A 13,062-nucleotide genomic window follows, 5' to 3' on the forward strand; every position below is an offset into this window, starting at 1 on the left:
CATTCTTATGCGTAAAAACAATCAATATTATACCCGGAGGATTCATCGTTTCCTTGGCGTGTTTATTGGGATCCAATTCTTCTTTTGGACCCTGAGTGGTTTGTATTTCAGCTGGACCGATATAGATGAAATCCATGGAGATCACTTTCACTCAGAACACATGATGCATCAATCGGTGAATGATTTGATTGAGCCGAGCAAAATGGATTCTACGTTACAGATCTCTACCATGGAGCTCAGATTTGTCAACTATCAGCCTTATTATTGGATTAACTCCGAGCAACTATATAACGCCCAAACTGGTGAGCTCAAACCTGAAATTACTGAGGAAGAAGCCAAGGAAATTGCTAAAATCTATATCAAGGGGGATTTAGGAATCAAATCAGTGGAATATCTGACTGAAACAGGTTCACACCATGAATTCCGAGGTAGCCCTTTACCTGCTTATGCAATCCATTTTGACCAAGCTGAAAATCTTGTTGCATATATCGATGCTAAAAGCGGTGCCTTTCAAAAGGTAAGACATAGAAGCTGGAGATGGTTTGATTTCCTCTGGATGTTCCATACCATGGATTATGCCGGTCGGGATAATTTCAACAATCTGCTTTTGAGAGCATTTTCATTATTCGGTCTGGCAACAATCGCATCAGGCTTTACACTCTTCTTTATGACTATGAAAAAGAAAAGAAAATACTATAAATAAGAAATCAGTTAAACATGAAAATTCTAACGAAAACCCTATTCATTACACTATCTATCAGCTTGGCAATTGCCTGTAAGCAAAACACCCAAAATGAAGAAACAGAGGTAAATCTGGAACACAATGAACAAATGGATCATAGCTCCAAACCTACTGCTGGAGTTTCTTTTGAAAATGAAAATGTCTCTGCTATCGTGAACTCTTATTTAGCTTTAAAAGATGCTTTGGTAGAAACAGATGGAGAAAAAGCAAAAAGTGCAACAAGTGAGTTGGTTTCAATTCTTGCAACTTCCAACCTAGAAGGAATTTCGGAAATGGAAGTTGAAGTGAAGAAAATTACAGAAACAGCAGACCCAGAAGTTCAGAGAACATCATTCGATGTAATTTCTAATCAAATGGTTCAATTGGTTAAAAACTCTGTATTGACTGAAGGCAAACTTTATAAACAATATTGCCCGATGGCAAAAAATAATGAAGGGGCCTTTTGGATTAGTGCATCCAATGAAATCAGAAATCCATACTTTGGAGATAAAATGCTGAAATGTGGATCTGTAGAAGAGGAAATTTAGAAAAAAGCCCGATTAATTTAACGCGATGAGCCTCGAATGTCTTCGAGGCTTTTTTCTTTCAGGTTTCAATTTAAATTAAACCTGACCCCCAGAAACCCTCTGATTCCTTGATTCGGAGCGAAAACATAGGTGGGGTCAAATGTCAATGCATTTGGATTTTCAGGAGTAGGCATCACAGATCCATCCGGATTAAATACCACATTTTTATCAAAAGGATCAAATGATCTTGCAATACTATTAGCAGGAGGCGTGAAATTAAGCAGGTTTTTCACCCCACCATAAATTTGCCAATTTTCCCCAATACTTTTGGTCAACTGAATATTCTGAATACTCCACCAGGGAGAATATTCTGATCTTTCATCCAAATCACCCAATAGCGGTAACCTCATTGGGCTATAAACATTTCCTGTATAATCAACTGACAATCCTAAATTGGTAATTTCATATCCTACAGACCAAACTCCTGAAAATCTTTCAGTTAATAATTGTCGGCTTGTGATTCCTTCTTCTTCAATGGAAACATCCATCAGGGTAGCTCCTGATGTAATCGTCAAACCATTCGCCCAGGCCATGTCCACGTTTAGAGAAACACCCTTAGAAACAGCCGAACCGTAAAGGTTTGCGTAAATAATCTGGTTGGGATTCGTTTCATAATCAGGGATTATTCGGTTAGTAAAGTGGGTATAAAATGCCGTAGCATCAAAACCTATAAAGTTTCCTTTGTCAGAAAAAATTTTCTTGACCAGGTTAATATTGGTATTCCAGCTTTGCTCCGGTTTTAATTCTTCTGCAAATACAACTTCCCTTGCCCCAGTAAGTGCTGCATGATCTTCAGTAAATACATTTGCAACTCGAAACCCATTTCCTACTGATACTCTTAATGTCGTGGTTTTGTCAAAGGAAGATAACTTGTAGTTAAACCTCGGAGAAAAAATGGTACCGTGAACTGAATTATAATCATACCTGGCTCCTAACAGGATGCTTTGGGTATCATGAATTTTTATTTCATCCTGAACAAAAATTCCGGGTAAATGAATAACAGAAGGTTGATTCTTAATTCCTTCTTCAGAACTAGTAACTGGAGTATCATCGTCATAAAATGTATATCGATAGGCCAATCCTGTTAAAATGTTATGTTTTTGAACTTCTCTAGTCCAAGTTAATTGCCCAAAACCTATGATCTGATCTGCATTGAAAACCGTGGTTCCATAAACTGAATTCTGACGATGTCCGTTGGCAGAAAACATAAAATTAATCTGCTCTCTGGTGGGTAATTCATAGGTACCAAACGTTTCCCAACGACTAGTAAAAATACTTTCGCCATAAATTTCATCTCCTCCCCTAAAACTCTTGTTCCAGTCCATTTCTCCTCCCCAGCGATCTTCATAGACGTAGCGACCAGCTAGATTAAAAATCCTATTTTCCTTCCTTTTCAAATTGAATTTTTGGAAAATGGAAATTCGCTTGGAAAGCGTAAGATCTGTAAATCCATCTCCATTATTATCAATTGGATTATCATAATAAAAGGAACTAATTCCAGTTAAGGACTGGACTTTGTCTCCAAATTGACTTCGAAATCCAAGATCAGCATTGACTTCTCCCCATCCAGTAGCAAATCCATCAAAAGAAAATAAAGGAGCAGAATCAGGGTTTTTAGTGATAACATTTATTAATCCGCCTACCGCTTCAGATCCATACAGCGTAGATGCAGGCCCTTTGACCACTTCCATTCTGTTGATCAGGGACTGAGGTATTCCTGTCAATCCGTAAACTGTGGCCAAGCCGGAAACAATCGGCATTCCATCAATTAAAACCATGGTATAAGGTCCTTCCAATCCATTTATATGAATATCTCCCGTATTGCAGACATTACAGTTGATCTGAGGACGGACTCCATTGACATTTTGAAGAGATTCGAATACTGAAGGAGTAGGATTCGCTCTAAAGAAATTTGCAGAATATACCTCCACTGGAACAGGTGAATCCAATTTAGAAACTTCCTGCATCGTACCACTTACCACAACCTCTTCTAATCCAGCATCCATATATTCCATCTCAAATATTAATTCTTTGACATCTTTCATAGGAATTTTAAAAATTTTACTTGAAGTCATGAACCCAATACTAGAAACCTGAATCGTGTAAGTTCCCTCTTCTTTAACCAAAATCTTGAATCGACCATTTTGATCGGTAACAGCTCCATTACTTGTTCCTTTTAATAAGACATTGGCAAATTCCAAGGGCTCATTATTGCTCAGAACCTTCCCTTCCACCCAATATTCTTGAGCCAGTCCATTCACAGAAATGGCAGTGAAAATTAGAATAAAAAGAAACCTATAAACCATATATTCAGTACTTTGGAAAGTATTAGACATTACAAAAGTAATTTGTTAGATTATTCTAACAAAATTGTTTTCGAAATATTTTTATAATATTTGACGACTAAATCATTTGACATGGCTTCCCAAACTGAAGAAAACTACCTAAAGTCATTATTTAATCTCGCTAATGAAGCTGGTGAGGTCAACATCTCTGAACTTGCTCAACAAATGCAGGTAAGCATGCCTACGGTAAATAGCATGGTTAAAAACTTGCAAAAAAGCGGTTGGTTGATCTATGAAAAATATAAACCAGTAACTTTGACGCCTGAAGGTCAAAAAGAAGCGGCTCTGATTATTCGAAAGCACCGGCTCACCGAGATGTTTTTAGTGAATAAAATGGGCTTTGGATGGGAGGAGGTCCATGAGATAGCAGAACAGATAGAGCATATTCATGCTCCCAAGTTTTTTGATAGAATGGATGAAATGATGGGGCATCCTTTATTGGATCCACATGGCTCCCCAATTCCAGATAAATTCGGAAGAATCCAAGAAGTAAATTATACGACTCTTTCTAAATGTAAAACTGGACAAATTGTAAATTTGGCTGCGTTAACGAATTCATCAACAGAATTCTTAGAGTTCTTAAATAGTCGTGAATTAAGTCTTGGCAAAGAGCTTAAGATCATTTCTAAAGAATCGTATGACCAGAGTATGGTTGTAAACTATGAGGGTCATCCTTCAGAGACTTTAAGCGAAAAAGTAAGTGATAGGCTGCTTGTAAGAGTCATTGGCTAAGTATTATTTCAAGTAACATATTCAGTATTATAAATACACTCCTACTATTCCTTTTAGGGTTTGTTCTTGGAGTTTTCCTCCTGAAAAAAGTTTTCATCAAAAAGTAATTATCCCACGTCTATTAGTATTTCCATCCCCTATTTGCTTTCTTCTCTGCTTGGAATTTTTTGGATTTAAGCCGTTTTTCAATTGCTCCTTTTCCAGGTTTCGTAGCTTTTCTGACTTTTTTCTTTTCAAGTCCTTTCTTGATTAGCTTATAAAATTTCCGAATTGCAATTTCTTTATTCTGAAGCTGAGAACGTTTCTCCTGCGCTTGAACTTTCAAAATTCCATCCTCTGTAAGTTTACTTTTCAACTTTTTTAATAGTGTCTCCTTCTCTTCTTCTGTTAATAGCTTTGATGCTTTCAAATCAAATGATAATTGAACTTTAGATTCAACCTTATTTACATTTTGACCACCAGGCCCACTGCTTCTGGAAGTTTGGAATAACAATTCCGACAAAAAGTCTCCGGTCTCTATCCTTTTACTTACTGACTGCATCGAAATAAAGTTTGTCTTTAATACTCAAAGTATCAATTTTCAACAAGTTACTACCTTTCGCTCAAATGAAATCATCACCTACCATCACTGGATAAAAATGCCCAGTTTAATTTTCCCATAAAAAATTAAGAAAAATGCTAATTTGAAATCAGTTTCAATTCTCACCCTATTAACAAACCCAAAATTTTATGAAAAACAGAAGAGAATTTTTAATCAAATCCGCACTTGGTGCTGCAGGATTAGTAGCCGCCCCTGCATGGCTTCAGGGAGCACCTTCCATTCTCAAATCATATAACAAACCAAATTCCTTGATTAACGGAGTTCAAATTGGTTGCATTACTTATTCGTTTCGTTCTATGCCGGATCAAAGTGCAGAGGCAACACTTAAATATGTGACCGATTCAGGTTTAAATGCGATTGAATTGATGGGTGGCCCTGCAGAAAGTTTTGCCGGAATGCCAAATTCCCCAGTTAACCGTATGCGGATGTTTCAGTTAATGGGAAAACAAAGACAGGGTACAGAACTCACCAGTGATGAAAAGTCGGAGTTAGCTGAAATGAGAGCTGCTGGCGAAGCTTATAACAAAGAAGTAGCAGAATGGAGAGCTAAAGTAGATATGAAAAAATTTGAAGATCTACGAAAAATGTACAAAGCAGCAGGTGTCAGCATTTATGCATTTAAGCCAAGTGCTTTCGGTAAAAATAATACAGATGCAGAAATCGATTACGGCATGAAAGCTGCAAAAGCTCTAGGAGCCTCACATGTCACGTTAGAACATCCTTCAGATGATGCCCATACCTTAAAGTTGGGTAAAATGGCAGAAAAACATAAAATCTCTGTCGGCTACCACGGACATGAACAAGAGACCTTCACATTTTGGGACACCGCTATTGCACAAAGCCCAAGAAATGGTTTAAATCTAGACGCTGGACATTATATAGCTGCAGGTAATACAGATCTTATTCCACTGATTGAAAAGCAACATAAGCATATTCTAAGTATGCATACTAAGGATAGACAAACTCCAGCAAATGGTAAAGGCAATTTGGCATGGGGAAATGGAGATACCCCTATTCCTGAATTGCTTACATTGATGAAAACCAATAAATATAAATTCCCTGCAACCATTGAACTGGAATATGAAATTCCGGCAGGTTCAGATGCAGTCAAAGAAGTCCAAAAATGTGTCGGATTCTGTGAAAAAGCACTTTCCTGAATATTAGTTTCATAAAAAAAAGACCACAGCTTTCGCTGCGGTCTTTTAATTTGGTGATGTTTGGTATTTTATTATTTCGCAAACATAGTAAACATCCACATTCTTTTCTCAATATCTGCTACAAAAGCTGTTAACATATCTTCTGTAGCGATGTCTCCTGCCTCACCTGCCTCTTTAGCAACTTTTCTGTGAGACTGCGCTAGGATGCCTAATCCATCAATTACATGTTTTACACATTCGTCGCCGTTACTAACATCTGTGATCTCTTTATGAATACTATTTTTCAAATAATCAGAATAAGCATGTAATGGTCTAAATCCTATTGTTACTACTCTTTCTGCTAAATCATCAATGTTCTGATAGAGTTTAGTATACAATTCTTCAAACTGAACGTGTAAATCAAAGAAATTCTCACCTTTAACATTCCAATGAAATCCTCTCACATTTTGATAGAATACATGATAATCTGAAAGCAGATCGTTCATGTTTGCAGCCAAGCTCTTCATGGCCTTATCATCTAACTTTAAATGGTTTGCAAGTGTTGCTTTATTAGTAGTCATTATATTAGTATTTGTTAAGTTATTCATGCTTATATAAGTGCAAGGTCTTAGCCAAAGAAAGGCATTCAAAAGAATCCTTTACTTTCAATCTAAAGGCCCTTAGATTCTATTGAAATGCTCTTATTAAGCAACACAAACTATTTTTTGCTTTTGAATTCAATTTTTCCCATCCTATTCATGGTAGAAAAAGATTCCCCAATCTGTTGAAATTTTAAGACAAAAAAATAGCCTTCAGGAAGAAGGCTCAAAAATCATAGGCTGTCAGGGTTTTATAAATCATATTGTTTCATTTTATTAAAAAGTGTTTTACGATCAATTCCTAATTTTTTCGCAGCCTTCGTTCTGTTGTATTTTACTTCTTCAAGAACTTTTCTTAAAACTTCTACTTCAGCCTCAGCCGCAGCATCTTTCAAACTAACAGGGCTCTTTTTAGAAGAAGAGTTACCAGTAACATTCGAATCATCAGAATTTGAATCTGTGAAATTAAATTTTCTTGCATAAACTACTTCGGGAGGCAAAGCTGAAACTGTCATTTTATCTCCATCTGTCAAAAGAGTTGCTCTCCTTATTACGTTAAGCATTTCTCGAAGATTTCCCGGCCATACATATTCTTTAAAAACTTGCATGACCTCTTCATCAAAACCCTGAACTGATTTATTCAACTCTTCATTTGAAAGTTCTAAAAAATGCAAAGCAAAGGCTTCAATATCATCGACCCGTTCCCTTAATGGTGGAACCGTTATACTAAATTCATTAAACCTAAAGTACAGGTCCTCCCTGAATTTATTTTCCTGAACAGCCTTTCTTAAATCTTCATTAGAAGCCACTATAATTCTAACATCAATGGATTTATCTTTGGTCCCTCCTATCCTTCTAAGCTTTCTTTCCTGTACTAATCTCAAAAGGCCAACTTGTACTTCATATGATAAATTTGAAATCTCATCTAGAAAAATAGTTCCTCCATCAGCCAATTCAAATTGCCCGGGCTTTTCGGCATGAGCTCCAGTAAAAGAACCTTTTTCATGTCCCCAAAGCTCACTTCCTGCAAGTTCTTTTGTCAAAGCACCACAATCAACTGCTATAAAAGGTTTACCTGCGCGTTCACTTTGATCATGAATCAATCTCGCAATGTTTTCTTTACCTGCGCCACTTTCCCCATAAATCACCACACTCAAATTTGTAGGGGCTACAAGTTTAACCTCTTTATAGAGTTTTTTAGATTCTTTACCTGTTCCTTTTAGAAAATTGGAATTAGCTTCAGTTTTCTCTTTTTTTCCTTTAGGCTTCGAATCAGCTTTGTTAATAGTAACAGAGTTTACTTTTGATTCTTTTTGAGCAGCTAATGCTCTTTCAATCAAACTTAAAATTTCATCTGGAAATAATGGTTTTGTCACATAATCAAAAGCCCCTTTTTTTATTACCTCCACTGCAATTTTTACATCAGCATAGCCAGTGATTATAGCTACTTGTGTTCCAGGAGATATGATACGGACTTTAGCCAAAACATCTCGACCTTCCATATCACGCAATTTAAAATCGCAAAAAATGAGATCATAATAGGTGTTTTTCACCATTTCAAGTCCGTCTTTTCCTGAAATGGTAGTTTCGACATCATAGCCTTTTTTTGTTAAAAAGCGCTCCAGTAATTGGCAAATGTCAATATTATCATCGATTACAAGAATCTTTGCCATAGGTTGAATTTAATTTTTTGAAATATCTTTTTTGATAATATGCTCTAACCTAGCCAAATTAAAAGGTTTGCTAAGAAAATGAATTGCTCCAGAACTCAATGCTTCATCCCGAGCCTCTTGGTGATCAAATGCACTCATCATAATTACTTTTAATGAATCAAAATCATGAGACCACTTTTTTAATTCTTTCAAGCCATTTCCATCTGGTAAATTAACATCCAGAAATATGAAATTAGGACTTCTTTCACCTACCAATCTTCTTCCTTCAGATAGAGTTCCTGCCGAAAAAACCTCAAACCCCTTCCTTGCAAGAAATCTAGCTAACAGTGTTCTGATTTCTAATTCATCATCTACCACAAGGATCACATTATTCTTCATCACATTTCGACATTTGGAATAGTTCATTGAGTTAAATACTCAGATTATCTTTTTGGGTTGTCATAAAAATAATTAAATGAAAAGGTACAATCATAAACTGTACCTTTTCAAATTCTCAAAACCTTACTTCACTTTTTCTTTAGAAACTTCTTTTGCTTTATCTTTTGCTGTCTGCAAAGCAGTTTTTGTAGCATTTAAACCTTCCTGACTTGCAGATAATAGTTTAGATTTTAAATCACCAGCGATACTTGTCAGATCCGTCAATAAACCATTTAGCTTTTCTTTCTGAGGTTCATACTGATCCTTATTCTTGTATAAATAGGCTCCCACCATTGCTCCAGTGATTAATCCGCCTATCCACATTGTTGTATTCATTACTTGCTTATTCATATTGATTCTTTTTGATTTAAATTAAATAATTGATTTCTATAACAGAAAAGACCATTAAGTCTCTAGTTAAAATTGAGTTGTATTAATATTGAAAGGGTAACAAATCCATTTAAATACCTTTGCCACTTATCAATCTAAATAGAACTGCTATCACGGCTAGTACAAGCAAAACATGTATTAATCCAGTTGCGCTGTATGCAAATACACCGATCAACCACCCTATTAAGAGAATAACTGCGATGAAATATAAAAGAGAGCTCATGCTTATATAGTTTTGGTTTAATTTTTATTTATTAAAGTAAAACCAATGTGCATGCCTAGATAATGGTTTTTTGAAAAAAGGGCTCTGAGCCAGAAAAAAACGTGTTTTTTGTAATTATTCTTGTTATTAAAATTTAGAAGCCTAACAGATATGAGAAATAAATTCCCCAAATCTGGTAATTCCCAGATTATTGAAGAGAGCAATCCATCATTAAACAGGATTAAGCTTTATGCAATCATCTCTTTATTTCTGATTATCATTGGAAGTGGTATTTCCTATTGGACTTCTGAAAGAATCGGTTTTTATACGTCTGCGTTAATAGAAACCCAGGATATTTTGCAAAGAACAAGTGAGCTATACGCTAGTATTTTGGAAAGAGAAACAAACCTCAGAGGTTTTGTAATTACTGGTAATGAAAACTTCCTGACAAACTATAGACAATCCTTAATAGATGCTCAAAAGTTATTGGATAAGCTTAAGGATTTAACCTTAAAAAATCCAGTCCAACAAAAAAACCTAAGCGACCTAGAAAAATTGATCAATGAAAGAGTTATGGTTTTTGAACAGACTATCAATTATTATAGGAAAAACGGAAGTTTAGATGGCTTTGTCAGCCAATTGAGAGTAGGAAATGCATTAAGTGGATACAGGGATATCAAGGAAATTGTAAGAACCATCAATGATGAAGAAAACAGATTATTTGTAGAAAGAAATAAATCTTTACTCAATAATATTAATGCCCTACCCTTTATTGTTGGCTTAATTTCTTTATTTTCTATTTCTGTAGGAGTCATTACTTTATTTTCGATTTTTCACTACAATAAAGTTCAGAAACTCGCTGCGAAAAGAATAAAAAACTATCAGGAGCAACTACAAGAACAATTATACCTTTTAGATGATTCTAACAAAGAATTAGAGCAATTCGCCTATGTTGCCTCCCACGATTTACAGGAACCTCTACGGAAAATCACAGCCTTCTCGGACTTATTAGTTGATCAATACTCAGAAAAATTAGATGAAGAAGGAGATCTATATCTAAATAGAATTACTGCAGCAGCCAATCGAATGAGACGATTGATTACTGATTTACTCGAATATAGCCGGGCAGGTAGAATCTCTGAGGAAGAAACAGGGGAAATAGATCTTCAACAAGTTATAGATACTGTTTTAGAAGATCTTGAAATTGCGATTCTTGAAAAGAAAGCAATTATTGAAGTGGAAGAATTTCCCAAGGTAATAGGAAAAGAAACAGAGTATAGAATGGTATTTCAAAACTTGATTTCTAATGCATTAAAATTTTCTAAACCTGGTGAAACTCCCGAAATTAAAATAAAATGTAGTTTAGCTGATAAAAAAGAAATTGATGAGCATACTCAGCTAGATGGTAATTCCAAATATTATAAAATCACAGTTGAGGATAATGGTGTTGGCTTTGAAAAAGACTATTCTGAAAAGATTTTTGCAATTTTTCAGAGATTGCATGGAAGGGATGCTTTTGAGGGTACAGGTATTGGATTATCTATTTCAAAAAAAATCATCGAAAAATTTAATGGCGTTATTTATGCTTCTAGTCAACCGGGAAAAGGATCTGTTTTCACTATCTTAATACCTATCATAAAAAAAAATACTACTAAAGTGTAAGTATTAAAATTTGATTTTAATTAGATAGTGGTTTATTCAAAAAAATCAAATTGATTTCTTTACTCATATATTTCCATGCTTGTGAAAAGACCAATTAACATACTTATTGCTGAAGATGATGATGATGATAAATTATTAATCATTAAGGCATTCCAAAGAACTCTTCCAAAAGAAAGTGTCACCTGTGTTGCAGATGGTGAGGCTTTATTGCAATATCTAAATAAAGCATCTCCATTTGATAAAATGGATAATTATTCAATCCCGGATATCATTCTGTTGGATTTAAACATGCCTAAAAAAGATGGGCGAGCTGCTCTTGCAGAAATAAAAAGTCATGACGAATTTAAGAAAATCCCAGTCATCATTTTTACAACTTCTAATCTGAAAGATGACATAGAAATCACCTATAAAATGGGAAGTAATAGCTATATCACTAAACCTGGATCTTTTGAAGGTCTGGTAAAAGTTGCAAAAGAAATAGAAAATTATTGGTCTAAAACGGTGATGTTACCAGTCTAAAAACAATTTTTATGAGTTCAGAAAAAATCCGCATTCTTTATGTTGATGATGATCCAGATGACTTAATACTTTTTTCAAATATTCTGAAAAGAATAAAAGAACCTGAATATCAAATTTTTTCTGCCACATCATATAATGAGGCACTTACCAAGGCTAAAGAGCATTATGATGTCTATTTAGTGGATTATAAGTTGGGGAAAGAGACAGGTCTCGATTTGATCCAAAAAATCAAATCATTACAAAAACATGCGCCGGTAATCATGCTAACCGGTATGAATACAGGAAGTATTGATAAAGAAGCTATGGAGCTCGGAGCTTCTGATTATTTGATAAAAGGTGAGTTTGATGCCCGTACACTTGACCGTACACTACGGTATGCGATCCGGGATTCCCAACTAATGGAATCTTTGGATAATGCGGCAATGAAATTCAGGATGATTTTTGAACGGGCAGGAGATCCATTTTTGCTGATGGATGGATCAAGTAAAATATTAGAAGCAAACCCGACATTTATTAATAAATTCGGAATTGAACCCCATTCTGATGATTCTGGAGAGGGTTATTTTTTTTGTGATTACTTTGTCGACAAAATAAGCCGACTCATTTTTATGGATGTATTAGGTAAAAAATCTGAACTCTATGATCTTGAGACAGAACTTAAAATAAATGAAAACCTCACCATTAATTCACTAATCAGCATTGTAAAGCAAGATTCAAATCTCTTTCATGTCATGATCAAAGATCTTTCAGCCATGAAAGCTAAAGAGGAGGAAGAACTAAACTTAAAAAAATTCTCCTCCACTGGAAGGATTGCAAGATTATTAGCACATGAAGTTAAAAACCCGCTAACTACCATTGTCCTTTCAGCAGATCAATTACAAATGGAACTTCCTGAAGAAGTGCTAAATGAAAGCGGTGATCTGATCGAAGTTATTCAAAGAAACTGTAACCGAATAAATCAACTGGTAACTCAATTATTAGAAAGTACACGGTTTTCAGAACTTGATATTGGCAATCATTCTATCAATGAATTGCTAGATGAGGCCCTAGAACAAGTTAAAGACCGAATTCAAATCAAAGGTTTTGAAATAAAAAAAGAATATCAAAATGATGTGTGCAATATTGATGTTGACGCTGAAAAAGTAAAAATCGCACTTATTAATTTACTGGTAAATGCTGTAGAAGCATTGCCTAAAAATGGAGGGAAGCTCTATTTAAAAACCTATATAAAAGATGAGCTTTGTCGCCTTGAGATACAGGATAATGGGATAGGAATTCCAAAAGAAAATCTTGAAAGGTTATTTGAACCCTTTTACACCAGCAAAGAAGGCGGGTCAGGTTTAGGTCTTACAAACACACAAAATATCATTTTAAGTCATGGCGGTTCGATTCGTGTGAAAAGTGAAGAAGGAACCGGTACAACTTTTATCATTAGTTTCAACCTAAGTTCTTAAGTCATTCTTTTTTAATTTTTTAGA

General features: G+C 35.1%; 14 protein-coding genes. 7 read left to right on the forward strand and 7 right to left on the reverse strand.

Features of this window, described 5'->3' with window-relative positions; genetic code table 11:
• The first annotated feature begins 7 nt into the window (after positions 1–7).
• Together AAGF08_RS18195 and AAGF08_RS18200 are read left to right on the forward strand one after the other, a co-directional pair.
• Positions 8–703: a PepSY domain-containing protein gene (locus tag AAGF08_RS18195; protein WP_343512801.1), complete on the forward strand. Its 696-nt coding sequence runs from the start codon at positions 8–10 to the stop codon at positions 701–703.
• Positions 704–717: 14 nt separating this feature from the next.
• Positions 718–1,269 (forward strand): DUF3347 domain-containing protein, encoded by a 552-nt coding sequence (locus tag AAGF08_RS18200; protein WP_343512802.1) that lies wholly within the window; start codon positions 718–720, stop codon positions 1,267–1,269.
• A 65-nt stretch (positions 1,270–1,334) separates the two neighbouring features.
• Here the strand turns inward: AAGF08_RS18200 and AAGF08_RS18205 are convergent, their stop codons facing one another.
• Positions 1,335–3,644 carry a TonB-dependent receptor gene (locus AAGF08_RS18205; protein ID WP_343512803.1) on the reverse strand — a complete coding sequence of 770 codons (2,310 nt, stop codon included), beginning with the start codon at positions 3,642–3,644 and terminating at the stop codon, positions 1,335–1,337.
• Between the two features lie 81 nt (positions 3,645–3,725).
• On the opposite strand from AAGF08_RS18205, the gene AAGF08_RS18210 reads away from it, so the two are divergent.
• The gene (locus tag AAGF08_RS18210) at positions 3,726–4,385 is read left to right on the forward strand and encodes a metal-dependent transcriptional regulator (RefSeq protein WP_343512804.1); all 660 of its coding nucleotides are present in this window, start codon (positions 3,726–3,728) and stop codon (positions 4,383–4,385) included.
• A gap of 121 nt (positions 4,386–4,506) precedes the next feature.
• Here AAGF08_RS18210 and arfB read toward each other — a convergent pair whose 3' ends face one another.
• Positions 4,507–4,926 carry an alternative ribosome rescue aminoacyl-tRNA hydrolase ArfB gene (gene arfB, locus AAGF08_RS18215; protein ID WP_343512805.1) on the reverse strand — a complete coding sequence of 140 codons (420 nt, stop codon included), beginning with the start codon at positions 4,924–4,926 and terminating at the stop codon, positions 4,507–4,509.
• 188 nt (positions 4,927–5,114) lie between these two features.
• On the opposite strand from arfB, the gene AAGF08_RS18220 reads away from it, so the two are divergent.
• On the forward strand, positions 5,115–6,143 hold the full coding sequence (locus AAGF08_RS18220) for a sugar phosphate isomerase/epimerase (RefSeq protein WP_343512806.1): 1,029 nt from the start codon (positions 5,115–5,117) through the stop codon (positions 6,141–6,143).
• 71 nt (positions 6,144–6,214) lie between these two features.
• Here the strand turns inward: AAGF08_RS18220 and AAGF08_RS18225 are convergent, their stop codons facing one another.
• The 5 genes from AAGF08_RS18225 to AAGF08_RS18245 all read right to left on the reverse strand — a co-directional run bounded on the left by AAGF08_RS18225 (position 6,215) and on the right by AAGF08_RS18245 (position 9,424).
• Entirely contained in the window at positions 6,215–6,628 is a 414-nt protein-coding gene (locus AAGF08_RS18225) for a DNA starvation/stationary phase protection protein (RefSeq protein ID WP_343512807.1), read from the reverse strand.
• 344 nt (positions 6,629–6,972) lie between these two features.
• The gene (locus AAGF08_RS18230; protein ID WP_343512808.1) at positions 6,973–8,394 is read right to left on the reverse strand and encodes a sigma-54 dependent transcriptional regulator; all 1,422 of its coding nucleotides are present in this window, start codon (positions 8,392–8,394) and stop codon (positions 6,973–6,975) included.
• Between the two features lie 9 nt (positions 8,395–8,403).
• Positions 8,404–8,799, reverse strand: coding sequence for a response regulator (locus AAGF08_RS18235; protein ID WP_343512809.1), 396 nt, complete (start codon positions 8,797–8,799; stop codon positions 8,404–8,406).
• Between the two features lie 96 nt (positions 8,800–8,895).
• Positions 8,896–9,162 carry a hypothetical protein gene (locus AAGF08_RS18240; protein ID WP_343512810.1) on the reverse strand — a complete coding sequence of 89 codons (267 nt, stop codon included), beginning with the start codon at positions 9,160–9,162 and terminating at the stop codon, positions 8,896–8,898.
• Between the two features lie 109 nt (positions 9,163–9,271).
• Positions 9,272–9,424: a lmo0937 family membrane protein gene (locus tag AAGF08_RS18245; protein ID WP_343512811.1), complete on the reverse strand. Its 153-nt coding sequence runs from the start codon at positions 9,422–9,424 to the stop codon at positions 9,272–9,274.
• 150 nt (positions 9,425–9,574) lie between these two features.
• On the opposite strand from AAGF08_RS18245, the gene AAGF08_RS18250 reads away from it, so the two are divergent.
• The 3 genes from AAGF08_RS18250 (at position 9,575) to AAGF08_RS18260 (ending at position 13,038) form a co-directional block, all read left to right on the forward strand.
• Positions 9,575–11,065, forward strand: coding sequence for a CHASE3 domain-containing protein (locus AAGF08_RS18250; protein ID WP_343512812.1), 1,491 nt, complete (start codon positions 9,575–9,577; stop codon positions 11,063–11,065).
• 75 nt (positions 11,066–11,140) lie between these two features.
• A complete protein-coding gene (locus tag AAGF08_RS18255; protein WP_343512813.1) occupies positions 11,141–11,584 on the forward strand; it encodes a response regulator in 444 nt (147 codons plus the stop codon).
• 11 nt (positions 11,585–11,595) lie between these two features.
• Complete coding sequence (locus tag AAGF08_RS18260) at positions 11,596–13,038, forward strand: ATP-binding protein (protein WP_343512814.1); 1,443 nt, start codon at positions 11,596–11,598, stop codon at positions 13,036–13,038.
• The last annotated feature ends 24 nt before the right edge of the window (positions 13,039–13,062 follow it).

The organism is Algoriphagus sp. SE2 (genome assembly GCF_039563885.1).
Lineage (GTDB): Bacteria > Bacteroidota > Bacteroidia > Cytophagales > Cyclobacteriaceae > Algoriphagus.

What these genes read in the sequence shown, in the direction of transcription:
- AAGF08_RS18195 (WP_343512801.1), top strand. Translation starts at nt 8, where the DNA reads ATGCGTAAAAACAATCAATATTATACCCGGAGGATTCATCGTTTCCTT.
- AAGF08_RS18200 (WP_343512802.1), top strand. Translation starts at nt 718, where the DNA reads ATGAAAATTCTAACGAAAACCCTATTCATTACACTATCTATCAGCTTG.
- AAGF08_RS18205 (WP_343512803.1), bottom strand. Translation starts at nt 3,644, where the DNA reads ATGTCTAATACTTTCCAAAGTACTGAATATATGGTTTATAGGTTTCTT.
- AAGF08_RS18210 (WP_343512804.1), top strand. Translation starts at nt 3,726, where the DNA reads ATGGCTTCCCAAACTGAAGAAAACTACCTAAAGTCATTATTTAATCTC.
- arfB (WP_343512805.1), bottom strand. Translation starts at nt 4,926, where the DNA reads ATGCAGTCAGTAAGTAAAAGGATAGAGACCGGAGACTTTTTGTCGGAA.
- AAGF08_RS18220 (WP_343512806.1), top strand. Translation starts at nt 5,115, where the DNA reads ATGAAAAACAGAAGAGAATTTTTAATCAAATCCGCACTTGGTGCTGCA.
- AAGF08_RS18225 (WP_343512807.1), bottom strand. Translation starts at nt 6,628, where the DNA reads ATGAACGATCTGCTTTCAGATTATCATGTATTCTATCAAAATGTGAGA.
- AAGF08_RS18230 (WP_343512808.1), bottom strand. Translation starts at nt 8,394, where the DNA reads ATGGCAAAGATTCTTGTAATCGATGATAATATTGACATTTGCCAATTA.
- AAGF08_RS18235 (WP_343512809.1), bottom strand. Translation starts at nt 8,799, where the DNA reads ATGAACTATTCCAAATGTCGAAATGTGATGAAGAATAATGTGATCCTT.
- AAGF08_RS18240 (WP_343512810.1), bottom strand. Translation starts at nt 9,162, where the DNA reads ATGAATAAGCAAGTAATGAATACAACAATGTGGATAGGCGGATTAATC.
- AAGF08_RS18245 (WP_343512811.1), bottom strand. Translation starts at nt 9,424, where the DNA reads ATGAGCTCTCTTTTATATTTCATCGCAGTTATTCTCTTAATAGGGTGG.
- AAGF08_RS18250 (WP_343512812.1), top strand. Translation starts at nt 9,575, where the DNA reads ATGAGAAATAAATTCCCCAAATCTGGTAATTCCCAGATTATTGAAGAG.
- AAGF08_RS18255 (WP_343512813.1), top strand. Translation starts at nt 11,141, where the DNA reads ATGCTTGTGAAAAGACCAATTAACATACTTATTGCTGAAGATGATGAT.
- AAGF08_RS18260 (WP_343512814.1), top strand. Translation starts at nt 11,596, where the DNA reads ATGAGTTCAGAAAAAATCCGCATTCTTTATGTTGATGATGATCCAGAT.